This is a genomic window from Allobosea sp. WAO (genome assembly GCF_001509835.1).
GTDB lineage: Bacteria > Pseudomonadota > Alphaproteobacteria > Rhizobiales > Beijerinckiaceae > Allobosea.
Map to the genome: position 1 here is coordinate 167,312 of NZ_JXTJ01000006.1, position 22,435 is coordinate 189,746.

At 66.7% G+C, this 22,435-nt stretch carries 24 protein-coding genes; 11 read left to right on the plus strand and 13 right to left on the minus strand.

Annotated features, from left to right (window positions below; genetic code table 11):
* Positions 1-27: 27 nt before the first annotated feature.
* Positions 28-1,263 (minus strand): hypothetical protein, encoded by a 1,236-nt coding sequence (locus DK26_RS09830; RefSeq protein ID WP_066471211.1) that lies wholly within the window; start codon positions 1,261-1,263, stop codon positions 28-30.
* 195 nt (positions 1,264-1,458) lie between these two features.
* On the minus strand, positions 1,459-2,160 hold the full coding sequence (locus DK26_RS09835; RefSeq protein WP_066471218.1) for a GntR family transcriptional regulator: 702 nt from the start codon (positions 2,158-2,160) through the stop codon (positions 1,459-1,461).
* Positions 2,161-2,398: 238 nt separating this feature from the next.
* Here DK26_RS09835 and DK26_RS09840 point away from each other — a divergent pair, with 238 nt between their 5' ends.
* Both DK26_RS09840 and DK26_RS09845 read left to right on the plus strand, forming a co-directional pair.
* Positions 2,399-3,379 carry a N(4)-(beta-N-acetylglucosaminyl)-L-asparaginase gene (locus DK26_RS09840; protein WP_066471220.1) on the plus strand — a complete coding sequence of 327 codons (981 nt, stop codon included), beginning with the start codon at positions 2,399-2,401 and terminating at the stop codon, positions 3,377-3,379.
* Between the two features lie 48 nt (positions 3,380-3,427).
* On the plus strand, positions 3,428-4,450 hold the full coding sequence (locus DK26_RS09845; RefSeq protein ID WP_066471223.1) for an amino acid ABC transporter substrate-binding protein: 1,023 nt from the start codon (positions 3,428-3,430) through the stop codon (positions 4,448-4,450).
* A 112-nt stretch (positions 4,451-4,562) separates the two neighbouring features.
* Here DK26_RS09845 and sugE read toward each other — a convergent pair whose 3' ends face one another.
* The 3 genes from sugE to DK26_RS09860 form a co-directional block, all read right to left on the minus strand.
* Positions 4,563-4,880, minus strand: coding sequence for a quaternary ammonium compound efflux SMR transporter SugE (gene sugE, locus DK26_RS09850; protein WP_066471226.1), 318 nt, complete (start codon positions 4,878-4,880; stop codon positions 4,563-4,565).
* Between the two features lie 193 nt (positions 4,881-5,073).
* Positions 5,074-5,829 carry an anti-sigma factor gene (locus DK26_RS09855; protein WP_066471228.1) on the minus strand — a complete coding sequence of 252 codons (756 nt, stop codon included), beginning with the start codon at positions 5,827-5,829 and terminating at the stop codon, positions 5,074-5,076.
* Positions 5,826-6,389, minus strand: a complete 564-nt coding sequence (locus DK26_RS09860; protein WP_066471231.1) for a sigma-70 family RNA polymerase sigma factor — start codon at positions 6,387-6,389, stop codon at positions 5,826-5,828. The genes DK26_RS09855 and DK26_RS09860 overlap by 4 nt, the downstream gene beginning before the upstream one ends.
* 201 nt (positions 6,390-6,590) lie before the next feature.
* Here DK26_RS09860 and DK26_RS09865 point away from each other — a divergent pair, with 201 nt between their 5' ends.
* From DK26_RS09865 to DK26_RS09875, 3 genes are all read left to right on the plus strand, one after another.
* Entirely contained in the window at positions 6,591-7,379 is a 789-nt protein-coding gene (locus DK26_RS09865; RefSeq protein WP_066471238.1) for a DUF4394 domain-containing protein, read from the plus strand.
* Positions 7,380-7,636: 257 nt separating this feature from the next.
* Positions 7,637-9,082 (plus strand): DUF1800 family protein, encoded by a 1,446-nt coding sequence (locus DK26_RS09870; RefSeq protein WP_066471241.1) that lies wholly within the window; start codon positions 7,637-7,639, stop codon positions 9,080-9,082.
* A gap of 2 nt (positions 9,083-9,084) precedes the next feature.
* Complete coding sequence (locus DK26_RS09875) at positions 9,085-10,332, plus strand: DUF1501 domain-containing protein (RefSeq protein WP_248309923.1); 1,248 nt, start codon at positions 9,085-9,087, stop codon at positions 10,330-10,332.
* A 125-nt stretch (positions 10,333-10,457) separates the two neighbouring features.
* Here DK26_RS09875 and leuD read toward each other — a convergent pair whose 3' ends face one another.
* From leuD to DK26_RS28945, 5 genes are all read right to left on the minus strand, one after another.
* A complete protein-coding gene (gene leuD, locus DK26_RS09880) occupies positions 10,458-11,060 on the minus strand; it encodes a 3-isopropylmalate dehydratase small subunit (RefSeq protein ID WP_066471245.1) in 603 nt (200 codons plus the stop codon).
* A 48-nt stretch (positions 11,061-11,108) separates the two neighbouring features.
* Positions 11,109-11,573, minus strand: coding sequence for a metallopeptidase family protein (locus DK26_RS09885; protein WP_083533119.1), 465 nt, complete (start codon positions 11,571-11,573; stop codon positions 11,109-11,111).
* The gene (locus tag DK26_RS09890) at positions 11,573-11,818 is read right to left on the minus strand and encodes a hypothetical protein (protein WP_066471248.1); all 246 of its coding nucleotides are present in this window, start codon (positions 11,816-11,818) and stop codon (positions 11,573-11,575) included. The genes DK26_RS09885 and DK26_RS09890 overlap by 1 nt, the downstream gene beginning before the upstream one ends.
* Before the next feature lie 27 nt (positions 11,819-11,845).
* The gene (gene leuC / locus DK26_RS09895; RefSeq protein ID WP_066471251.1) at positions 11,846-13,264 is read right to left on the minus strand and encodes a 3-isopropylmalate dehydratase large subunit; all 1,419 of its coding nucleotides are present in this window, start codon (positions 13,262-13,264) and stop codon (positions 11,846-11,848) included.
* A gap of 90 nt (positions 13,265-13,354) precedes the next feature.
* Positions 13,355-13,531: a hypothetical protein gene (locus DK26_RS28945; RefSeq protein ID WP_157089604.1), complete on the minus strand. Its 177-nt coding sequence runs from the start codon at positions 13,529-13,531 to the stop codon at positions 13,355-13,357.
* 223 nt (positions 13,532-13,754) lie between these two features.
* Here DK26_RS28945 and DK26_RS09900 point away from each other — a divergent pair, with 223 nt between their 5' ends.
* Positions 13,755-14,153 carry a hypothetical protein gene (locus tag DK26_RS09900; RefSeq protein WP_066471253.1) on the plus strand — a complete coding sequence of 133 codons (399 nt, stop codon included), beginning with the start codon at positions 13,755-13,757 and terminating at the stop codon, positions 14,151-14,153.
* A 143-nt stretch (positions 14,154-14,296) separates the two neighbouring features.
* On the opposite strand, the gene kynA is transcribed toward DK26_RS09900, so the two are convergent.
* Positions 14,297-15,136: a tryptophan 2,3-dioxygenase gene (gene kynA, locus DK26_RS09905; RefSeq protein WP_066471256.1), complete on the minus strand. Its 840-nt coding sequence runs from the start codon at positions 15,134-15,136 to the stop codon at positions 14,297-14,299.
* A gap of 103 nt (positions 15,137-15,239) precedes the next feature.
* Here kynA and DK26_RS09910 point away from each other — a divergent pair, with 103 nt between their 5' ends.
* The 3 genes from DK26_RS09910 to DK26_RS09920 all read left to right on the plus strand — a co-directional run bounded on the left by DK26_RS09910 (position 15,240) and on the right by DK26_RS09920 (position 18,427).
* A complete protein-coding gene (locus tag DK26_RS09910) occupies positions 15,240-16,463 on the plus strand; it encodes an aminotransferase class V-fold PLP-dependent enzyme (RefSeq protein WP_066471259.1) in 1,224 nt (407 codons plus the stop codon).
* A gap of 120 nt (positions 16,464-16,583) precedes the next feature.
* Positions 16,584-18,164, plus strand: coding sequence for an AMP-binding protein (locus tag DK26_RS09915; RefSeq protein ID WP_184231653.1), 1,581 nt, complete (start codon positions 16,584-16,586; stop codon positions 18,162-18,164).
* Positions 18,165-18,175: 11 nt separating this feature from the next.
* Positions 18,176-18,427: a phosphopantetheine-binding protein gene (locus tag DK26_RS09920; RefSeq protein WP_066471266.1), complete on the plus strand. Its 252-nt coding sequence runs from the start codon at positions 18,176-18,178 to the stop codon at positions 18,425-18,427.
* Between the two features lie 11 nt (positions 18,428-18,438).
* Here DK26_RS09920 and DK26_RS09925 read toward each other — a convergent pair whose 3' ends face one another.
* Together DK26_RS09925 and rplS are read right to left on the minus strand one after the other, a co-directional pair.
* Entirely contained in the window at positions 18,439-19,980 is a 1,542-nt protein-coding gene (locus tag DK26_RS09925) for a hypothetical protein (protein WP_066471268.1), read from the minus strand.
* A gap of 149 nt (positions 19,981-20,129) precedes the next feature.
* A complete protein-coding gene (gene rplS / locus DK26_RS09930) occupies positions 20,130-20,522 on the minus strand; it encodes a 50S ribosomal protein L19 (protein ID WP_066471271.1) in 393 nt (130 codons plus the stop codon).
* Between the two features lie 216 nt (positions 20,523-20,738).
* On the opposite strand from rplS, the gene DK26_RS09935 reads away from it, so the two are divergent.
* The gene (locus DK26_RS09935; RefSeq protein WP_248309924.1) at positions 20,739-21,479 is read left to right on the plus strand and encodes a sulfite exporter TauE/SafE family protein; all 741 of its coding nucleotides are present in this window, start codon (positions 20,739-20,741) and stop codon (positions 21,477-21,479) included.
* Between the two features lie 106 nt (positions 21,480-21,585).
* Entirely contained in the window at positions 21,586-22,374 is a 789-nt protein-coding gene (locus DK26_RS09940) for an SDR family oxidoreductase (RefSeq protein ID WP_066471273.1), read from the plus strand.
* Positions 22,375-22,435: the final 61 nt, after the last annotated feature.

Below are 22,435 nucleotides of genomic sequence, written 5' to 3' on the forward strand. Positions count from 1 at the left end.
CAACATGAAGTTCGTTGGTCACAGGCATCACACGTCGCCCCTCGTGCCTTCGAGATAAAATTCGACGATGTCGAAGAAATACTCGTCTCGCTCGATGAAGCGAACGACCTTGTTTGCGAGCCTAGGCGAGGCTCCGATAATCCGATCTCTGTCAACCAAGTGTAGAGCTGGGCTCTCGTTCCAGGCTCGAACTGATTCCCAGTGCTGCTTCGTAGGGCTCGGCGTGGAATCTGGAACAGATGGGGCAATGTAACAGTAGGCTAGCCCGCGGGTCAGGCCGTTTTGGAAGTCGACTTTTTGGCCGATAAACTTGGGAAGGCCGCGAATGTATTCAGGCCAATCCTTTACGTGCGCCGGCATCTTTAGGCCAGTGTTGTTGTCCGAATAGACCGGGTAATAAGACGGTCCCCATCGATTGATGCTGCGGGTCTGCGGCGGCCCAATCTGGCCACCACCTGTGTTCCGCGCAACGCCCCTGTTGGCCGGCGACTCGCCGCTATCGGCCCAGCCCAGTCGGCCCCGGAATGGGCCACCGATGTCGCGTTGCCGCTCGGCATCCCACAAGGCCGCGGCAAAGGCCGGTGTCGGACCAGGGTCCCAATAGCGCGGGTGGTCTGCGGGCCACGCCTGATGCACCAGATCGCGGGCCACTTCGGGGATGCGATAGCGCGCGTAAGCGTGGCAACGATATCCCATGACGGACCGCCAGGAGGCCTGGTTGGCCAGATTCGTTTGCTCCTTGCGGAACGTATCGAACTCCTGGCGTGTCGCGGCGGCGATCGTCGCCCGCTCGAAGCGCAGCTCCGAGAGTGAGCTGGCATATGCGTCTACCGACATATAGGCCGTGCCAAAGGCAAGCGTGTCGGCGTCATCATAGACCACCATCACCGGCAGCAGGTCGTCCGGGATCCAGCCTTCCTTGATGTAGCGCCCGCCACAGGCATCCGGCGGGCGTACCACCAGGCCCTTGTTGTCCGGCATGCGCTTGCCGAACACGACCGGCACCATGCCGACCTCGACGCTGCTGCTGCCATCCTTGTAGCCGGTGCGCCTGATATTGCAGCCGACGACGATGTCGAAGTCGACCGGCTCGCCCTTATAGGTAACCTTTACCTCCAAACGGAAATAGGTGCCGGTGTCGGGGCTGATCGACTGGGTGAAGCTCCAGCGTCCGCGCAGGAGCTGTCCCCACTCGCTGCTCCATCCCCAGATCGCCGCGAGCGCGACGACAACGCCAAACAGAATGCGGGCAGGCGTGTTCATAGGGGAGACAGGCCCGCCACTTTGCTTCCAGCAATCTTGCAACTTCGGCGGGAAAGTGTGCGACCAGGGAGGCGAAAACAACATGATCTCAGCAACGAGGTTGAGATTCTCCCAACGCCATTCGCGCGCTGGCTCTATACCGGCCTGACGCGCGCCGCCGAGACGAACACGATGGTGGTCTAGCAGCTGTTGCGTTCAGGCGCGGCCGGCGTCGCCCTCCTGCCGGCGCAGCGCCTTCAGCCGGCTGATCAGGTGGCGGGCGCCCATCAGGATGTGCTGCTCCAGATGCGCGCTGGCGCGGGCGACGTCGCCCTGCCGGCAAAGGTCGAGCAGGACCTGATGCTCGCGGTTCATCTTCTCGCGCGAACCGGTCAGCCTGATCGGCAGCGGGAAGTGACGATAGGCGTTGAGATAGAGCTTGCGCACCAGCGCCAGGGTCTGGGGGCGGTTGGCCGGTTCGTAGAGCGTCGCGTGGAAATCCCAGTTCAGGTTTGACCAGAGCTCGTCGCGCCGATCCTCAACCATCTGGGCGAGCAGGGCCTCGGCCTTGCGATAGCGCTGCTCCGCGAGCAGCGGCATGGACTGCTCGAGCAGCCAGGTCTCGAGCCGGGCCCGGATCTCGTAGACCTCCTCGAGATCGTCGATCGACAGGCTGGAGACGACTGCGCCCTTGTGGGACTGCATGGTCACCAGCCCCTCGGCCTCGAGCTGGTGCAGCGCCTCGCGGATCGGGACGCGGCTGACGCCGAACTCGGCCGCCAGCTTCTCCTGTCGCAGCAATGTCGCCTCCGGCAAGGCTCCGGACAGGATCTGCTCGCGCAAGAGATCGACGACGCGGCCGGTTGTCGTGACGCGGTGCAGCGTCATGGTCTTCTCGGGGCTGGTCGCGGTTGTCATGGCCTGATTTCTGGATTCCCGGCCTCGGCGGCTTGCCTCCGTTCCTGCCGGAAAACCGGACTTCTTTCAATCCGGCGCCCCATGAACGCTCTATGGCGGACATTTTGGATCCTATGAATTATTGCGAATGACGCCGTAGTAGAGCGCCGTTTCCTCAGATTGGCGCTGTTGCGAATGTCTTTTGCATCCGATACAGAAAAATTGGATTCAATATTCAATTCTTCTAAAGGCGCCTGAAATGATCGCGATCAGCAACAATGAGGGGGCCAGCGGTATCGGTGCGACGGCACGGGAACTCCTCGGCGGCGCCAGGGCGCTGGACGCGATCGAGGCAGGCGTCCGGCTGGTCGAGGCCGATGAGAGCGTTCGGACGGTCGGGCGCGGTGGCTGGCCGAATCTGCTCGGCGAGGTCGAACTCGACGCGTCAGTCATGGATGGTTCCACGCTTCGCACGGGGGCGATCGGGGCGCTCGGCGGCTATCTGCATCCGATCAGTATCGCCCGTCAGGTGATGGAGCGGCTGCCACATGTGCTTCTGGTCGGGGAGGGGGCACGGCGCTTCGCCGCCGAGATCGGTGCCGAGGCCGGGGAGCTTCTGATGCCGCATGCCCGCACCGCCTGGGCCCGCTGGTTCGCGGATGAGGTCGGCGTGGCCGATCGTGCCGCCTGGCCCGACGTGCCGATGGCCGAGCTCTGCAAGCAGGCGATCGACCCGGAGATCGGCCGCGACACCACCGTCTTCCTGGCGCAGGACAAGGCTGGCCATATCGGCGCGGGGACGAGCACCTCCGGCTGGGGCTGGAAATATCCCGGCCGCCTCGGCGACAGCCCGATCATCGGGGCCGGCTCCTATGCCGATACCCGCTATGGCGCCTGCGCCTGCACCGGCGTCGGCGAGATGAGCATCCGGGCCGGCACTGCCCGCGCCGTGGTGCTCTACATGAAGCTGGGCATGAGCGTGGAGGAGGCGGTCCATGAGGCCGTCGACGACATGCGCGCCCTGAAGGGCGGATTGATCGGCCGCGTCACCATCCATGCGATCGACGCCGCCGGTGGTCACAAGGTCGTCGCCGTCAACGGCCTGCCGGAGAACCACTACTGGCTCTGGCGTGAAGGCGAGGCCGCGCCCGCCAGCCATCCGGCCGAGATCATCGCGATCAGCGACGACCCTGCACCCAAGCCCACCGCCCACCAGCGCTATGAGCGCCTGGGCCTCTGAAAGCCGAATTCGGCTCGATCACCATCAACCGCAGGAGGAGGAAAGTTCATGTCCCGGATCGGAAAGACCGCGCTGCTGGCGCTGGCCGGCTCACTGCTGATCAGCACCGGTGCCCTGGCGCAGACGACGCTGGCCAAGGTCAAGGAGCGCGGCCAGCTGCTCTGCGGCACCAGCACCGGCATTGCCGGGTTCAGCCTCGCCGACGGGCAGGGTAAGTGGTCGGGGCTCGACGTCGATGTCTGCCGGGCGCTGGCGGCGGCGATCTTCGACGATCCGAACAAGGTCAATTTCATCCCGCTGGCCAGCAAGGATCGGTTGGTCGCGCTGCAGAGCGGCGAGATCGACGTGCTGCCGCGGACCACGACCTGGACGCTCAGCCGCGACGCTGGCCAGGGCCTCGATTTCACGGCGGTCAACTACTATGACGGCCAGGGTTTCCAGCTGCGCAAGAAAGCCGGCATCAAGTCGGTCAAGGAGCTCGACGGCGCCTCGATCTGCACCGTGCAGGGCACCACCAACGAGCTGAACCTCGCCGACTATTTCCGCGTCAACAAGATGAAGTACGAGGTCGTCGCCTTCCAGGGCATCGACGAGACGGTGAAGGCCTATGAGAGCGGCCGCTGCGACGCGATCTCGACCGATATCTCGCAGCTGGTCTCCTACCGGCTGAAGATGGCCGATCCCGCTGAGCACATCCTGCTGCCGGAGGTGATCTCCAAGGAGCCGATCGGCCCCTATGTCCGCCAGGGCGACGACCAGTGGTTCGACATCGTGCGCTGGACCGTCTTCGCGATGATCAATGCCGAGGAGTTCGGCGTGACCTCGGCCAATGTCGGGGAGATGCTGAAATCCGACAATCCGGAGATCCAGCGCCTGCTCGGCGTCGGCACCAAGCTCGGCGAAGGGCTAGGCCTGACGCCGGACTGGGCGGCGCGGATCGTCCGGCATGTCGGCAATTACGGCGAGTCCTATGAGAGGAACCTCGGCTCGGGCAGCCGCATCAACCTGCCGCGTGGTCTGAACAATCTCTGGTCGAAGGGCGGCATCCAGTTCGCCCCGCCGATCCGCTGACGGCGGACAAGGAGCGCTGACGATGCGTACAGGCGGGCGAGCGATCGTCCGCCTGTACTGTTTTTGAAGTGTGCCCCGGTCGAACAAGCGCGCCCCGCAGGCCATGCCGGCGTCAGTGCGCCGACATCTTCATCATGATCAGGCCGGAGACGATCAGGCCGGCCGCGGCGAGACGCATCGGGTTCGCGGCCTCGCCGAGCACGAAGACGCCGACGAGGAAGGCGCCGACCGCACCGATGCCGGTCCAGATCGTGTAGGCCGTGCCGAGCGGCAGGCTGCGCATCGCAACGGCGAGCAGCGCGAAGCTGCCGATCATGGTGACGATGGTGATTGCGGTCGGCGTGATCTTGGTGAAGCCGTCCGACTGCTTCATGAAGAACGCCCAGACGATCTCAAGCAGGCCGGCGACGAGGAGGTAGATCCAGGCCATTTATCTTCTCCCATGGAGACAGGCCGGGTCGTCCCAGCAAATCTGCCCGTCATGGGGGAGGTCGTCCTCACCCGTTCATGTTGCACTGCGATAGCAAATTTTCAAGGCCGGGGCCGCCGATTCCGGCGAAATCGGCATCCCCGCTCGGCGCACTTCGCCTGACTTGGCCATCAAGGCTCGCGCTTTGGCTGCCTCACAGCCTCTGCGCCGTCGTTCCCTTAGCTATGATCGGGCCGGTCGGGCGCCCGGTCGGCGAGCCGCTCGCCGGCTCCAGCGTGATCTCGAAGAGCTGGTCCTTGCCGAGCGGAAGGTCATCGAGGCGCAAGGGCGTGGTGCGGGCGCGGTCGATCAGGCCGACCGAGCGCGGGCCGACGGCGCGGTCCCAGAGCGTCCAGATCTCTAGGGCCTTGCCGGCGGGAACGTCGATCGTCTGCAGCGGCAGCATCTCGACGCGGCCATCGGCATAGGTGTTCACCACCGCGGCCGCGATACTGGTATCGGTCATCAGTACCGCGACCATCACCGGCTGGCGCCGCGCGCGATCGAGCGCACCGACGAGGCCGATCGCGAGCAGCAGGGCCGCGAGCGCGCCGGCGAAGGCAGCGCCACGCCAGACGAACAGGCTGTTCCACCAATCGGCGAAGCGACTGCGCGGCACCGAAGCCGCCCCGGACGTCATGGGTGCCGCCGCGGCGCCTGTCACAAGGCCGGCTATCCCGGCCTCGATCCGGCTCCAGAGATCGGCGGGAGGGGCAATCGGCGTCGCGCTCGCGTCGACCTCGGCGAGATGGCCGCGCCAGAATTCGACGGCGCCTGCGAAGTCGCGGTCTTCGGCATGGCGACGCTCGGCGGCGGCGAACTCGGCGCCCTCGATCAGGCCCAGCACATATTCGCCGGCCAGCGCATCGCGTTCGGCAGGAGGAAGGGGGGCTTCGGCGGAGGCGCTCATCCGAGGCACTCCTTGAGCGAGATCAGCGAGCGGCGGATCCAGGACTTCACCGTGCCCATCGGCATCTTCAGGCGGCCGGCGATCTCGCCATGGGTCAGCCCCTGGACGAAGGCGAGCAGGACGAGGCTACGCTTTTGCGGGGCCAAGGTCTCCAGGCAGGCGCGCAGCGCACTGGCATCCGAGAGCTTCGACATCACCGTCTCCGGATCGTCCTCCTCGCTCGGCGTCTCCTCGGCGAGCGGGGCATCGCGCGTTTCGGTCCGCCTTTCGTCGCGCAGGATAGAGAGCGAGCGGTTGCGCAGGATGGCGTAGATCCAGGTCAGGCCGGCGCCGCGTTCGGGGTCGAAGCGGGCGGCGTGGCGCCAGATCAGCACGAAAGCATCCTGCACGGCTTCCTCCGCCAGAGCGCGGCGCTTCAGCAGACGCTGCGCCACCCCCAGCATACGCGCCGACTCGGCCTCGTAGATGCGCCGTAGGGCCAATTTGTCGCCGGAAGCACAGGCCAGCAGCGCCTGCTCGATCTCGCCCATCCCGCGCGCTGGCACGGCGCCCGTCGCCATCCTCGTCTCCTCGTCGGCAGCGCGGGCCGTCGGGCGCGCGCCAGTGCGATTCTACACAGCAATCCGGCCTCCGGATGCAGCAGGGGCTTTTATTTTTTGCGGCGCATCCGCCGGGGCGCGGCGGCGCTACCTCTCATGACGGGCACGCTCCAGGCGGCTTCGTCCAGGCATCGAGCCCCGATGCGATCAGGAGGAAAGACCATGTGCCACGCCCGAGCCCTGCTTCTCGCCTCGACCGTCCTCGCGGCGGCTTTCGCGCCGCTGGCGGCGCAGGCTGCCATGCTCGCCGCATTGTCCGGCGACGACACGCTGACGATGATCGACACCACGACCCAGAAGGCCGGCAAGTCGATGAAGGTGACCGGCATCAGCGGCAAGATCGCCGGCATCGACGTCCGCCCCGCCGACGGCATGCTCTATGCGCTGGCGACGGACGGGACGATCTACACGGTCGACAAGGCCGGTAAGGCGACGATGAAGTCGAAGATGGACACGGTGCTGGCCGCGACCTCGATGGCGACCGTCGACTTCAACCCGGCGGCCGACCGTTTGCGCGTGATCGGCTCGGACGGCACCAATCTCCGGGTCAATGTCGAGGACGGCAAGACCACGGTCGACGGCAAGCTGAAATTCGCCGAAACCGACATGCACAAGGGCGAGGCGCCGATGGTGGTCGCCGGCGCCTATAGCAATTCGGTCAAGGGCACCAAGGAAACGGCGCTCTACGACATTGACGGCAAGATCGGCGGGCTGCTCAAGCAGGCCCCGCCGAACGACGGGGTGCTCGGCGCGATCGGCAAGCTCGGCGTTGCCGCAAAAGCAATCGCCTTCGACATCGAAACCGCCTCCGACGGCAGCAATACCGGTTGGCTGCTGGCCGATGGCGCCCTGCACAAGGTCGATCTTGCTACGGGCAAGGCGGCAATGGTCGGCAAGGTCAGCGGCCTCAACGGCACGGTGCGCGATATCGCGGCTCTGCCGGCGATGTGAGCACTAGAGCCGTGTCCGATCAGATTGCATCAGTCTGATCGGTGAATTCGTCTGTCGCTTTGGGGCGGAGACCGTTTTTCCGCTCGGCTTGCGCCGCAAGCCGAGTGGAGCGGGCTCTGGGGGCCGAAGCGGAAGGGCTGCTGCCTCGCGAGAGGTGGCGGCCCTTCTCGTTTTGGGATCGGTTGAAAACCGCGTCGGGCTTTCGCCATAGTTGTGAGGAAGCCTGTGACCGACGACGCAGGCGGCGGAGGCGAAGCATGGCGGACCGGTCGGAGCCGCGCCTGAAGGTTCTGGCGCTGCAGCGCTTCGGTCTCGGGCCGATGCCCGGGCAGGCTGCCCCTGCCGGCGACGCTCGTGAGCGCCTGCTGGACGAGATCCGCAGCGAAGGCGCGCCGCAGCCGCAGGTCAGCTTCTCCGGCGCCGCCCCGATCGGGAGGGCGCTCTACGCCTTCGAGGATGAGGAGCGAGCGGCGCGCGAATCCCGCCGTGTCGCCGGACAGCCGAGCAGCGAGGCCGTGCAGGTCGCAGCCGCGCCGCCGGAACCGGGCCGGGTCCAGAGCCACTTGCCGGCGCCGCAGCCGGCCGAGCCGCCCTTTCCGCAGAAGGTCTATCGCGAGGAAGTCGTCGCCCGGGTCCATCTGGCGCTCGCGACCGAGACCGGCTTCGCCGAGCGGCTGGTGCAGTTCTGGTCGAACCATTTCTGCGTTTCGGTCGCCAAGGGCAATTTCGTGCGCGCCATGGCCGGGGCGTTCGAGCGCGAGGCGATCCGCCCCAACGTCTTCGGCCGTTTCGAGGAAATGCTGATCGCGGTCGAGAGCCATCCGGCGATGCTCAACTTCCTCGACAACCAGCTCTCGATCGGCCCGGATTCGCGCGCCGGCAAGCGCCGTGGGCGCGGGCTCAACGAAAATCTCGCCCGCGAGATCATGGAGTTGCACACGCTCGGCGTCTCCGGCGGCTACAGCCAGGCTGACGTGACCGGACTGGCGCGGATCATCACCGGCTGGACGATCGTCGGGCGCGATGCCCGTCTCGGCTTTCCCGGTTCCTTCGCCTTCAATCCGGCACTGCATGACCCTGGCGGCCAGAAGCTGCTCGGCAAGGTCTATCGGCAGGAGGGCAAGGAGAAGGGCATGGCGGCGCTGGCCGATCTCGCCCGCCATCCCAGCGCCGCCGGCTTCATCGCCCACAAGCTTGCCCGGCATTTCGTCGCCGACGAGCCACCGCAGGCGCTGGTCGCCGAACTCACCCGCGTCTTCCGTGAAACGGGCGGTGACCTCGCCGCGCTCGCGCGGGCTCTAGCGATGTCGGACCTCGCCTGGAGCGCGCCCACGACGAAGCTACGGACGCCTCAGGAATTCCTGATCGCAGCTTTCCGGGCGCTCGGTCGCAAGCCGGATTTCGGTCAGATCGCCGGAGCGCTCGGCGTGATGGGTCAGCCGCTCTGGCAGCCCGGGGGGCCGGACGGCTACCCGGACAGCAATGCGGCCTGGGCGACGCCGGAAGGGATCAAGACCCGTATCGACGTCGCGGCGCAGCTCGGCCGGCAGGCTGCCGGCTCGGTCGCTGATCCCCGGCTGCTCGTCGAGGAGGTGCTCGGCCCGCTCGCCTCGCCACAGACGCGGCAGGCGGTGGCGCGCGCCGAGAGCAAGGCGCAGGCGCTCGCGCTGCTTTTGATGTCGCCCGAATTCCAGCGGAGATGAGCATGGCCGCCGCCGATGACGACTGCGAACGGATGACACCCTCGCGCCGCGCCGTGCTCGGGGCGGCGGGCGCTCTCTTCGCTTGGTCCTACATGCCGAAATTCGCCTATGCGGCGGCTGGCGCGCGCGATTCCCGCTTCCTGCTGGTGGTTCTGCGCGGCGCGCTCGACGGGCTTTCGGCGGTGCCGCCGCTCGGCGATCCCGCTTATGCCGCGCTGCGCGAGGGCATCGCGCTGACAAAGGACGGGCCGGAGGCGGCGCTGCCGCTCGACGGCTTCTTCTATCTGCACCCGGCGATGCCGAACCTGGCGCGGCTCTATGCCGGCGGACAGGCGGCGATCGTCCATGCCAGCGCTACCGGCTATCGCGAGCGCTCGCATTTCGACGGGCAGGACGTGCTCGAAAGCGGGCAAAGTGGACCGGGCAAGACCGATAGCGGCTGGCTCAACCGGCTGATCGCCAGCCTGCCGGCGGGCGAGACGGTGTCGCGGCGCGGGGCGCTCGGCATCGGCGTCGTGCCGCCGCTCGTGGTGCGGGGCTCTGCGCCGGTGCTCGGCTGGGCGCCGCCACGCATGGCGCGGGCCGGCGGCGGTCTCGTCCAGCGCCTAGGCGATCTCTATGGCGAGCGCGATCCTGCCCTGGCGCTGGTGCTGAAAAAGGCGATCGAGACCGAACTGATCGCGAGCCGGCAGGGTATGGAGGGGCAGGCGCGTGGCGGCGGCGGCCCGGACAGCGCCGAGGGCATGAGGCGCATCGCCGAGGGCGCGGCCCGGCTGGTCGGCGCCGAGGACGGCCCGCGCATCGCGGCGCTGGCTTTCGAGGGCTGGGACACGCATGCGAACGAGGGCGGCGCCAAGGGCCGGCTCGCCACGCTGCTCGGCGGGCTCGATGGCGCGCTCGCGACTTTCGAGAACGGCTTGAAAGCCGTCTGGAAGGATTCGGTGGTGATGGTCGTCACCGAGTTCGGCCGTACCGCTCGCGTCAACGGCACGGTGGGAACCGATCACGGCACCGGCACGGTCGCCTTCCTGATCGGCGGTGCGGTCAATGGCCGGCGCATGATCGTCGACTGGCCGGGGCTAAGGCCCGAGCAGCTGCACGAGCAGCGCGACCTCAAGCCCACCACGGATATCCGTGCCGTGGCCAAGGGCGTCGTCGCCGACCTGTTCGGGCTGTCGGGGCCGGTGCTGGCCGAGAGGGTGTTTCCGGGCACCGGCGATCTCGCGCCCATGCAGGGTGTGGTGGTTTGAAGACGCCGTCATGCTCGCCCTTGTGGTGAGCATCCACGTTTTGAACACCTCACGCCGTTAGCGAAGCCAAGACGTGGATGGTCGGGACAAGCCCGACCATGACGGGTGTCGTCGAGCAGATTGGCTCACGCCCAGGCGCGGCCCTTCAGCTTCTCCTCATAGGCCTCGATCTTCGGGGCCTTCTCCATGGTCAGGCCGATATCGTCGAGGCCGTTGAGCAGGCAGTGCTTGCGGAACGGGTCGATCTCGAAGGTCACCGTGCCGCCATCGGGCCCCTTGATGGTCTGGCTCTCGAGGTCGATCGTCAGCGTCGCGTTCGAGCCGCGATCGGCATCGTCGAACAGCTTGTCGAGGTCTTCTTGCGAGACCTTGATCGGCAGGATGCCGTTCTTGAAGCAGTTATTGTAGAAGATGTCGGCGAAGCTGGTGGAGATCACGCAGCGGATGCCGAAGTCGAGCAGGGCCCAGGGGGCGTGCTCGCGCGACGAGCCACAGCCGAAATTGTCGCCGGCGACGAGGATCTCCGACTTGCGATAGGCTGGCTGGTTCAGGACGAAGTCCGGATTCTCCGAGCCGTCCTCCTTGTAGCGCATCTCCGAGAACAGCGCGGTGCCGAGCCCGGTGCGCTTGATCGTCTTCAGATACTGCTTGGGGATGATCATGTCCGTGTCGACATTGATCACCTTCAGCGGGGCGGGCGTCGAGGTCAGGGTGGTGAAGGGCTGCATGGGCTTTGTCTCCTGAATGCTGTGGGGAAGGCGGCTTGCGGCGGCAGGTCAGCCGGCTGCCCGCTCGATCGCTTCCATGTCGTCGTCGTCGAAGCCGAAATGGTGGCCGATCTCGTGCACCAGGACATGGGTCACGATCGCCCCCAGGCTTTCGTCATGCTCCGCCCAGTAATCGAGGATCGGGCGGCGGTAGAGATGGATAGTATTGGGCATCTGCCCGGTCTGAGGCGCATAGCCCTGCTGCGGCAGGCCGACGCCGGAGAACAGGCCGAGCAGGTCGAACGGGCTCTCCGCCTCGAGTTCCTTCAGGACATCGTCCTCGGGAAACTCGGTGACGTTGATGATCAGGCCGGCGCAGAGCTGGCGGAAATCCGCCGGCAGGCGGTCATAGGCCACCTGCGCCAGCTCCTCGAAGGTCGCAATCGAAGGCGCGCGCCGATCGTCCCAGCCGGGCTCCGATGCAGCCTCGGCCGAGTTGCTCGCTGCCGCCTTGATCGAGGGAATGCTTGCCATCACCAGATCTTCAGTTGGTATCCGAGCCACCAGGACAGGCCGATGAAGGCGATCAGCGAAAGTCCGCGGCCGATACGCCGGCCCCAGAGCTCGATATTGTCGCCTTCTGGTGCGTCCTTGCCGGAGAAGTGGTCTGCGGCGCGGCCCATGGACGAGCCGAGCAAGCTTTCCGAATCGCGCTTGACGCGGTCCAGGGCTTGCTTGGCCTCGCCGGCACGGGCTGCTTCGCGGGGATCGGTGCTCATGACGTCCTCCCGCGACCGCCCCCGCGCTCAGCCCAGCGTGCGCACGTCGACGAAGTGGCCGACCAGCGCCGCCGCCGCCGCCATGGCGGGAGAGACGAGGTGGGTGCGGCCACGATAGCCCTGACGGCCCTCGAAGTTGCGGTTCGAGGTCGAGGCCGCGCGTTGGCCCGGCTTGAGCTGGTCGGGGTTCATGCCGAGGCACATCGAGCAGCCCGGCTCGCGCCATTCGAAGCCGGCGGCGATCAGGATCTTGTCGATGCCTTCGGCCTCGGCCTGCTGCTTCACCAGGCCGGAGCCCGGCACCACCATGGCGTAGTCCAGGCTGGCATGGATCTTCTTGCCCTCGACGATCTTGGCGACGGCGCGCAGATCCTCGATCCGGCCATTGGTGCAGGAGCCGATCCAGATCACGTCGAGCGGGATGTCGGTCATCTTGGTGCCGGCGGTCAGGCCCATATATTCGAGCGCCCGCTTCTTCGATGCGCGCTTGACCTCGTCGGCGATCTGCTCGGGATCGGGCACGGCACCGGCGACCGAGATGACGTCCTCGGGGCTCGTGCCCCAGGAGACGATCGGCGGCAGGTTGTTGGCGTCGAGCTTGACGATGCGGTCGAAATGCGCGCCCTCGTCGGTGCGCAGCGTCTCCCAGTAGCGCACGGCCTCGTCCCAGGCGGCCCCCTGCGGCGCCCGCGGCCGGCCCTTTAGATAGGCGAAGGCCTTCTCGTCGGGGGCGACCATGCCGGCGCGCGCGCCGCCCTCGATCGCCATGTTGCAGACGGTCATCCGCCCTTCCATGGTCAGGGCGCGGATCGCGTCGCCAGCATATTCGATCACCGAGCCGGTGCCGCCGGCGGTGCCGATCTCGCCGATGATGGCGAGGGTGATGTCCTTGGCGGTGACGCCCTTGGCCAGGGTGCCGTCCACCTGGACGAGCATGTTCTTGGCCTTCTTCTGGATCAGCGTCTGGGTCGCCAGCACGTGCTCGACCTCGGAGGTGCCGATGCCGTGCGCCAGCGCGCCGAAGGCACCATGCGTCGAGGTGTGGCTGTCGCCGCAGACGATGGTCGTGCCGGGCAGGGTGAAGCCCTGCTCGGGACCGACGATGTGGACGATGCCCTGGCGGACGTCGAGCTCGTCAAAATACAGGACGCCGAACTCCTTGGCGTTCTTGGCCAGCGCCTCGACCTGGATGCGGCTCTCCTCCTCGGCGATGCCGGCCTTGCGGTCGGTCGTCGGGATATTGTGGTCGACGACGGCGAGCGTCTTCTCCGGCGCATGGACCTTGCGGCCTGTCATGCGCAGACCCTCGAAGGCCTGCGGGCTGGTGACCTCATGGACGAGATGGCGGTCGATATAGAGCAGGCAGGTCCCGTCGTCCTGGCGGTCGACGACGTGGTCCTCGAAAACCTTGTCGTAGAGCGTGGTCGGGGCTTTGGTCGCAGTCATTGGCTTCGTGCCTTCGGTATGGAAATCGATCTGGCGGCCGGGCGGGCCGGGGCGCGTGCAGCGGGCCTGTCGCCGGCCGGACGGCCGGTCTCAGGCCAGGCTAAGGCCGGCTGCGAGCGAAGCGGTGAAGCGGCCGAAGAAGCGCCAGGGCAAGCGGGCGTGATCGTGCAACGCGGCGAAGCCCTGCGTCGTCGGGAAGCGGCGCGGATTCAGCGTGCGGCGCAGCACGCGCCGGCAACCGTCCTGAATGTGCCGCTTCTTGTTCATGGCGTCGTTCTATCAGTTCCAATCTACGGCGGCAACGCGAAGCGGCGACAGAGCGCCCTTGCGGCAGTTGCGCATTGGCGCGCCGCAAGCGCCCCGGGCGGCGATCGGTTCGGCTTGCCGGCTCGCGCCCGAAAACTGCTTCCTCATGGGCGCGAACATGCTTTAACGGCTCCGGATATTCCGCAGCGACTGGTTGCGGGTTCGGCAATGGCAGGATGACGAGATGGCCCGGTTCTTTCCCTTCATGCTGCTGGCGGTCGTCGCCTATGGCGTTGCCGTTGCGGCCATGGGCGTGCCGCTCTCGCGTGAGCTGCTCAATCTCCGGCTGCCTTCCGGGTCGGTGTTCACGCTGACCATGAGCGAGCTCCTGCTCGCGATCTCGACGGTGGTCCTGTTCTTCGAGATCATGAACGCGACCAGCGCCAAATCGAGCTCGATCTTCAATCACGGCCTGTCGCTGGTGCTGTTCATCGCCTGCGGGCTGATTTTCCTGTTCGTGCCTGGCTTCGGCACCGGCACGTTCCTGATCATCACGCTGATGTCGCTGGTCGACGTCGTCGCAGGCTATTCGATCAGCATCCTGACGGCGCGGCGCGACATGACTTTTGGAAATCAGGAGTAGGCTCTCGCTCGCCCCCCAACCCTCATCCTAAGGAGCGCCGCAGGCGCGTCTCGAAGGATGGCCCAGGAACTGCTTGAACCTACTGAAGCATCCTTCGAGACGGCCGCTGCGCGGCCTCCTCAGGATGGGGGCTGAAGAGGCTTCTACAACTCGCTGCGCAGCTCCCAGAGCTCGGGGAAGAAGGACCGCTCCAGCGCCGTCCTCAGGAACTTCACGCCGCTGGAGCCGCCCGTGCCGGGCTTGAAGCCGATGATGCGCTCGACCGTCTTCATGTGACGGAAGCGCCATTGCTGGAACTGGTCCTCGACGTCGACAAGTTCCTCGGCAAGCTCGTAGAGGTCGAAATAGCGGTGGGTATCGCGATAGACCGTGAGCCAGGCGGCACGCACCGCTGCGTTCGAGACATGGGGCTGGCGCCAGTCGCGCTCCAGGCATCCGGCCGGAATGGGCAGGCCGTGCCGCGCCAACAGCCGCAAGGCCTCGTCATAGAGGCTCGGCGACGCCAGCAGGGCTTCGAGATGGGCGTGATGCGCCTCATGGTGCTTGTGCATCGCCAGCATGCGCGGGTCCTTGGCGCCGAGGCGGAATTCGAGGGCGCGGTACTGATAGGACTGGAAGCCGGAGGATTGGCCGAGCGCGTCGCGGAAGGCGAGGTAGTCTGCCGGCGTCATGGTCGAGAGCACGTCCCAGGCGGTGATCAGCTGGGCCTGGATGCGCGAGACCCGCGCCAGCGACTTGAATGCCGGCTGCAATTCGTCGTTGCGGAGCGCAGCGATCGCCCCGTCGAGCTCATGGGTCGCGAGCTTGAGCCAGAGTTCCTGAACCTGGTGGATGGTGATGAACAGCAATTCGTCGGGCGCGTCGCTGAGCGGCTTCTGCGCCGCGAGCAAGAGGTCGAGGCCGAGATAGGAGCCGTAATCCATCCGGTCCCTGAAGTCGGTCGTCATGCCGGCTTCGATCCGGCTGCCCGTATTGCCTGCCATCACGGCCTCCTTGCCTGCGATCCGGTGCCTTGACGCGAGATGGGCGCCAGATATTTTAAGTTTAAAGTATTTCGACGGGCGAACAAGCTGCGGCGAGGTTGCGATGACGGTTTCCGGTGAGATTGCTGTGGGAGCGAAGACGGAGATCGGCGCGCCGCCCTTCGACCTTTCGGCGGAGTTCTCGCGCTTTCGGCAGAACTGGCCCGAGCGGCTGCATTTCGCAGCGCACAGCCATCATTTCTGGCCGGACGCGACGCGTGCGGCGCAGCTACGCTGCTGGGACGAAGCGGCCCGGCTGGTCGACGGCAAATGGGAGGAGGTGCTCGGACCGGTGTGGCAGCGCGTCGCGCAAGGCGTCGCAAAGCACCTGAACCTGCCCGGGATCGACGGCCTCGTGCCGGCGAACAACACGCATGAGTTCGTCAACCGGCTGCTCTCCTGCCTGCCGCGCGAGCGCAAGGCCCGCATCCTGACCAGCGATGCCGAATTCCATTCCTTCCGCCGACAGGTGGAGCGGCTCGCCGAAGACGGGCTGGTCGAGCTCGTCTCTGTGCCGGCCGAGCCTTTTGCGACCTTGCCCGAACGGCTGGTCGCGGCGGCAGGAGCCGATGCCGGCATCGACATGGTGTTCGTCAGCCAGGTCCATTTCAATTCCGGCTGCGCGCTGACGGATCTCGACGCGCTGGTCGAGGGCGTTTCGGCGCCCGGCCGCCTCGTCGTCATCGACGGCTATCACGGCTTCCTGGCGCGCCCGACCGACCTCTCGGCCATTGCCGACAAGGCCTTCTACATTGCCGGGGGCTACAAATACGCGATGTCGGGTGAGGGCGCCTGCTTCATGCATTGCCCGCCGGGCTTCGGTATGCGGCCGCGCGATACCGGCTGGTACGCTTCCTTCGGCGCACTTTCAGGGGCGCAGGGCGAGATCGGCTATGCGCAGAACGGCTGGCGCTTCATGGGGGCGACCTTCGATCCCTCCGGGCTCTACCGCATGGGTGCCGTGTTCGACTGGCTCGATGACAAGGGGCTCGACGCGGCGGCGATCCACGCTCACGCCCATGCCCTGCAGAGGATCGTCGCGGACGGGCTGGCGCGAAGGCCGTGCGGCGTGCTCGCCCTGGAGAACCTGGTCGTGCCTATGGACGAGCCGGCGCGCGGCAATTTCCTGACCTTCCGCCATGAGCAGGCGGCTGACTGGCACCAGCGGCTGAAGCAGGCCGGCATCACCGCCGATCTGCGCGGCAACCGGCTGCGGCTGGGCTTCGGGCTCTATCAGAATGCCGCCGATGCCGGGGCTTTGCTGGCGCGACTGGCCCAGCTTCCCTAGGGGATATCCACAACAATTCCGATCGCGTTGCGACGAATGCGCTCATGGCGTGTTTCGTTAACCCGCGGAGTAACTATCTGCCTTACGATGCGGCACTTGTCACGCGCATCGGGAGCGAACGTGCCGGAACAAGACTTCAACCTCGCCTTGCCCTTCGCCAGGCAGACGGTTTTTTCCCCTGAGAGCGTCATGCTCGCCGTCGCCGGGCGCGAATATAGCTATGGACAGCTGGGGCAGCAGGTCGCGCATCTCGCCGGCGCGCTGGCGCCTCGGCTGCAATCGCGCCGCGTCGGCATCCTGGCGACGCGCAGCCTCGAAGCCTATGTCGGCATTCTCGCAGCCTGCTGGGCCGGCGCCGCCTATGTGCCGCTCAATCTCAAATGGCCGGAGGAGCGGCTGGTCGCCCTGTTGCAGGCACTGGAGCTCGACGCGCTCGTCGTCGACGAGAATGGCGCGGCGCTGCTGACGCCGGCAGTGCTGGCGGCGGCTCCGGATCTCGTCGTGCTGCCTGCCGGCGCGGCGAAGGAGGCGGCACGGCCAGGCCAGATGGTGAGCGAGCGCACTGCGCTCGACACGCCGCCGCTGCCCGGCCCCGTGCAGGTGCGGGCCGACGCGGTCGGCTACATCATCTTCACCTCGGGCACGACCGGCATGCCGAAAGGCGTGATGATCTCGGCCGGCTCGCTCGACCATTACATCGCCCAGAGCCGGTTCTGGACGCGCTACACCGCGGACGACCGGATCGGCGAGGCCTGTGACGTCACTTTCGACCTGACGGTCCACAATCTCTTCCTGTGCGCCGAGGCCGGTGCATCCCTGCATGTCATGTCGCAGCTCGAGCTGATGGCGCCGGCCCGCTTCATCCGCAGCCATGAACTGACCGTCTGGATGTCGGTGCCGACGGTGATCGGCCTGATGCGCAAGAGTGGGGCGCTCAAGCCGGATCTGTTCCCGAGCCTGCGGATGTCGATCTTCTGCGGCGAGCCGCTGCCTGCCGAGGCGGCGCAAGCCTGGGCAGCGGCGACCCCGAACGGCAGCGTCGAGAACATCTACGGGCCGACCGAGTGCACGGTAGTCTGCATGCGGCAGACGCTGACGGAGCCGCCGGTGGTGACGCCGTCGCGCGGCATCGTCGCGATCGGCGAGCCCTATCCGACCATGGAAGTGGGAATCCTCGACGAGCGGCAGCAGCCGGTTGCGCCAGGTATGCCGGGCGAGATCGCACTCTGCGGACCGCAGGTCGCGATCGGCTATTTCGGCCAGCCGGAGCTTACCGCCGACCGCTTCCGTATGCTCGACGGGCGGCGCTGGTACCTGACCGGCGATCTCGGCAGCTGCGATGCCGACGGCGTCTTTCATCATCTCGGCCGTGTCGACAACCAGGTGAAGGTCAAGGGCAACCGGATCGAGCTCGAGGAAGTCGACATGCATCTGCGCCGCGCCGCCGGCAGCGAGCTCGTCGCCACCGTCGCCTGGCCGGTGAGCTACGGCTCGGCCGAGGGGCTGGTCAGCTTCGTCGCCGGCAGCGAGCACGAGCCGGAGGCGATCCGCGAGGCGATGCTGGAGAGCCTGCCGCGCTACATGGTGCCGGGGGCGATCCACCGGCTCGAAACACTGCCCCAGAACGTCAATGGCAAGGTCGACAGGCGGGCGCTGGTCGCACTGCTGGAAAGCGGTCGCGCGGCTGAAGCTGCGGCCTGAAGGAGGATATCGTGACCAAGGTTTCGGCTGTCGCCATCGTCAGGGAGGCCGTGCTCGCCATGCTGGCCGAGCGCGGTCATCGCGGCGCTATCTCCGACCATGACTCGCTGTTCTTCAGCGGCAAGCTCGACTCGATGGCGGCGACGGAAGTGCTGATGCTGCTCGAGCGCGAGATCGGCATCGATCTCGCCGATGCGGATTTCGACATCACCCAGCTCGACACCTTGGCGCAGATCGAGGGGTTGATCGGCGCGCGCGTCTGAAGAGGCCGCGCTCAGATACCGAAGAGGTGGAGCAGGAAGTCCGTCCGCTCCGCCAGGCCGAGATGGCCGCTCTCATCGGCGAAGATCTGCACCACCGCAAAGAAGCCGATGACGGTGAGCCGCGGCGTGACCTCATAGCGCCAGAAGCCGTCCTCCGGCTTTGGCTTGCGCTTGCGCAGCTGCGACAGCACCAGTGCCAGGGTCAGCAGCGCCGCGTAGAAAACATAGCTCTCGAAGCGCATGACGGCGCCGAGCAGCCCGTGCTCGGCCACGAGATGGGCCTGCGAAATCACCGTGAAGAGCAGGTTGCCGACGAAGGCCGCGCAGAAGGTGGCGAAGGCGATGCGCAGGCGCGGATGCGCCTTGAACCAGCGCGCGAAGGCCGGATAGAAGAAGAAATCCAGCAACAACTCTTTGAAATAGAAGAGGTACCGGTTCCAGAATTCGGCGATGCTGCGGGCGCTCAGCGGCCGTGCCGTATTGCGCGGAATGCCGTAGCCGGCCATGCGCACGATGGCGACGAAGACGTGGGCGAAGGCCGCGGTCGCCAGCACGGTCAGGATGAAGTTCTTGGCGACGATCAGCCAGCCGGCGGTTATGGCCGGCGCCTCGCCCTGCGCCGTCATCGTCAGCGCCTCGTTGAGCGTCGGCCAGTCGGCGACATCATAGAAGGCCGCCGAGAGCAGCGCGTGCAGCCCCGCGAGCATCGCGGCCCAGATGGCGAGCTTCAGCGCGCGTAGCCGAGTTGCGGCGAGTTCGGCCGGCGTTTTCGCCTCGAAGGTGCCGAGATAGGTCAGCGTCTTGAACGGGATCGATGGCCCGCCCCAGAACGGGCGCATGAAGCCGAGATGGAGCGGTACCGGGCGTTCGATCCGGCCGCGCTGGTCGACGAAGGCATAGGACAGAAAGAAGAAGGAGGCGGCGTATATGACGACTAAGGTCCAGAGCGCCGCGTAAGCCGGAGTTTCGGGCTCGAGCAGGCCGGTGCCGGCGATGAGCGCCGCGAGGACCGCGAACTGGGTCAGGACCGGTCGGCGGGCGAGCAGACTGGCGCGGTAACGCCGCTGCAGGCGCAAAGCGAGGCCGCAGAGCAGCAGGAAGCCCATGGCGAGAGGTGCCTGCCAGGCGAGATGCGGCAGCTCGACCAGTTCCGGCGTAGTCTCGCGCAGCTTCTCGGCGAATTCCTGCTGCTGCTGACTCCGGAACGGCCGGAGAAGGATGTAGAGAAAGCCGGAAATGGCCATGACGAGCAGGCGACGGGCTGGGAAGAGCGCGCAACCGAGTAGGGTCAGGCCGATCAGCGCCACGGCAGAGAGCGAGATCTGAAAGCTCAGCGCGAGCGCGGCGAAGAAGGACGCATGCAGCAGGACGATGCCGAGCGGGGTCGCGACGAAGGCGAGTACGGCTTCGTTGCGATCGAGGCCGAGCCAGACCCGGCGCCAGTGGGGCGGCGCGAATCTCAGGCCTGCGGCAGGCGAGGGGATACGCTGCGATTGCCCGTGCGCTGTGCTGTCGCCCGGTACGCCATCGCCATGTCCTGCCGTGTCGCGCACCAGCCATCTCGCCCGCTTCGATCCTGCGCAGCGATTAGCCGGGTTTCCTCAAATTTCCGTTGCGTGAACGGCCTCAAACGCAAAACGCGGCCCCGAGAGGCCGCGTTCCGGAAAAACTCGCTGCTGGCAGCGCCGGCTTGGCGCGGCTCTTACTTCGCGCCGTTCTTGCCCTTGGCCGGCTTGGCCTCGACGCGCTCGGCGATACGGGCCGACTTGCCGCGACGATCGCGCAGGTAATACAGCTTGGCGCGGCGAACCTTGCCCTTGCGGACGACCTTGATGGAGTCGAGGTTCGGCGAATAGAGCGGGAAGACGCGCTCGACGCCCTCGCCATAGGAGATTTTGCGGACGGTGAAGCTCTCGTTGAGGCCGCCACCATTGCGGGCGATCACGACGCCCTCATAGGCCTGAACGCGGCTGCGCTCGCCTTCCTTGACCTTGACGTTGACCTGCACGGTGTCGCCCGGCTGGAAATGCGGGATTTCCTTGCCTTCGGCGAGCTTGGCGATCTGTTCCTGGTCGATCTGCTCGATGATGTTCATGGTTCTCTCCATGGCCGTTGTCGCGTGTGTTCACGCGGGCGTTACGGCGCGCTGTTTTCAGTTGAGTGCCGGCCCATACAGGAGCGCGAGGGGTTTGTCGAGCGTTGCTGATGCCGCGAACGAAATCAGCGCGGCGCGCAGGCCGCAGGACTTGCACAGCAATAGCAGAATCGGGTGCGGTGGGCCATCGGCCCGTTGGCGGCGAGGTGAGGCAGAGTGGCGGATATCCTGACCTATGCCTCGCTGTTCACGCTGCTGGTCGGACTGGCGGCGGGCGTCGTCGGCGGCGTGGTCGGGACCGGCTCGTCGATCATGCTCCTGCCGGTGCTGGTCTGGTCCTTCGGGCCGAAGCAGGCGGTGCCGATCATGGCGGTCGCCGCTGTGATGGCGAATCTGGCGCGTCTGCTGGCCTGGTGGCGCGAAGTCGATTGGCGCGCCTTCCTGGCCTACGGACTGCCCGGCATCCCGGCAGCGATGCTGGGGGCTAGCACGTTGCTGCGCCTGCCCTCGGCAGCGATCGATGTCGGCCTCGGCCTGTTCTTCCTCGCGATGATTCCCGGCCGGCGCTGGCTGGAGGCGCGGCGGATCAGGCTCTCGCTCTGGCAGCTCGGCCTGGCCGGGGCGGCGATCGGCTTCCTGACCGGGCTCGTGCTCTCGACCGGGCCGCTCAGCATTCCCGCCTTCATGGCCTACGGGCTGACCAAGGGCGCGCTGCTCTCGACCGAGGCCGCGACCTCACTGTTCATTTACATCACCAAGGTCGCGACCTTCCGCTCGCTGGGTGCGATGCCGCTCGCCATCCTCGCCAAGGGCCTGATCGTCGGCGCGTCGCTGATGCTGGGCACTTTCGCCGGCAAGGCGCTGGTGATGCGCATGGACAGGGCGACCTTCCAGCTCCTGCTCGACGGCATGATGCTATTCTCGGGCCTCTTCCTGATCGCCGCCGCCTTTCGCTGATTTCTGAGCGGCGTTCGTCGCAGCGCCACCTGCCGGCAAGCGCGCTTCCGGCTGGCGGGCGGCGGCTGTATGGAAGGCGAAAGCATGTCGCCGGGAGTGAAGCGCAATGTCGGAAAGCTCGATCAGGACCGTCCTCGTCACCGGTGCCGCGCGCGGCATCGGACTGGCGACGGTCAAGCGCTTCCTCGCCGACAACTGGCGCGTCGCGCTGCTCGACATCGACGCGCATGGCCTTAGTGAGGCGATGGCGGAGCTCGACGCGCCGACGGTGACGCTGTCGCTGGTCTGCGACGTCGCCGACCCCGCCGGGGTCGCCGCAGCGGTCGATGCGACGGCCGAGCGCTTCGGCCGCCTCGACGCGCTGGTCAACAATGCCGGGACGGCGGTGTTCAAGCCGCTGCTCGAGACCACGCACCAGGAATGGCAGCGGGTGCTCGACGTCAACCTGACCGGCCCCTTCCTGACCACCCAGTCCGCCGCGCCGGCGATGGCCGACAATGGCGGCGGCGCCATCGTCAACATCACCTCGATCTCGGGCCTGCGAGCCTCGACGCTGCGCGTCGCCTACGGCACCAGCAAGGCGGCGCTCGCCCATCTCACCAAGCAGCAGGCGGCCGAGCTCGCCGGGCTCGGCATCCGGGTCAATGCGGTCGCCCCCGGCCCGGTCGAGACCGCGATGGCCAAGGCCGTGCACTCGCCGGAGATCCGCGCCGACTACCACGACGCGATCCCGCTCGCCCGCTACGGGCTGGAGGAGGAGCTCGCCGAGGCGATCTTCTTCCTGTGCAGCGACAGGGCGAGTTACATCACCGGCCAGGTGCTCGCCGTCGATGGCGGCTTCGACGCCGTCGGCATCGGCCTGCCGACGCTGCGCGGGCAGCGCCGCAACCGCTGAGCGGCGGGCAGGGCAGCAGGGTCAGCCGCGACAACATTCTCCTTGCGCCGGCCCTCATTCG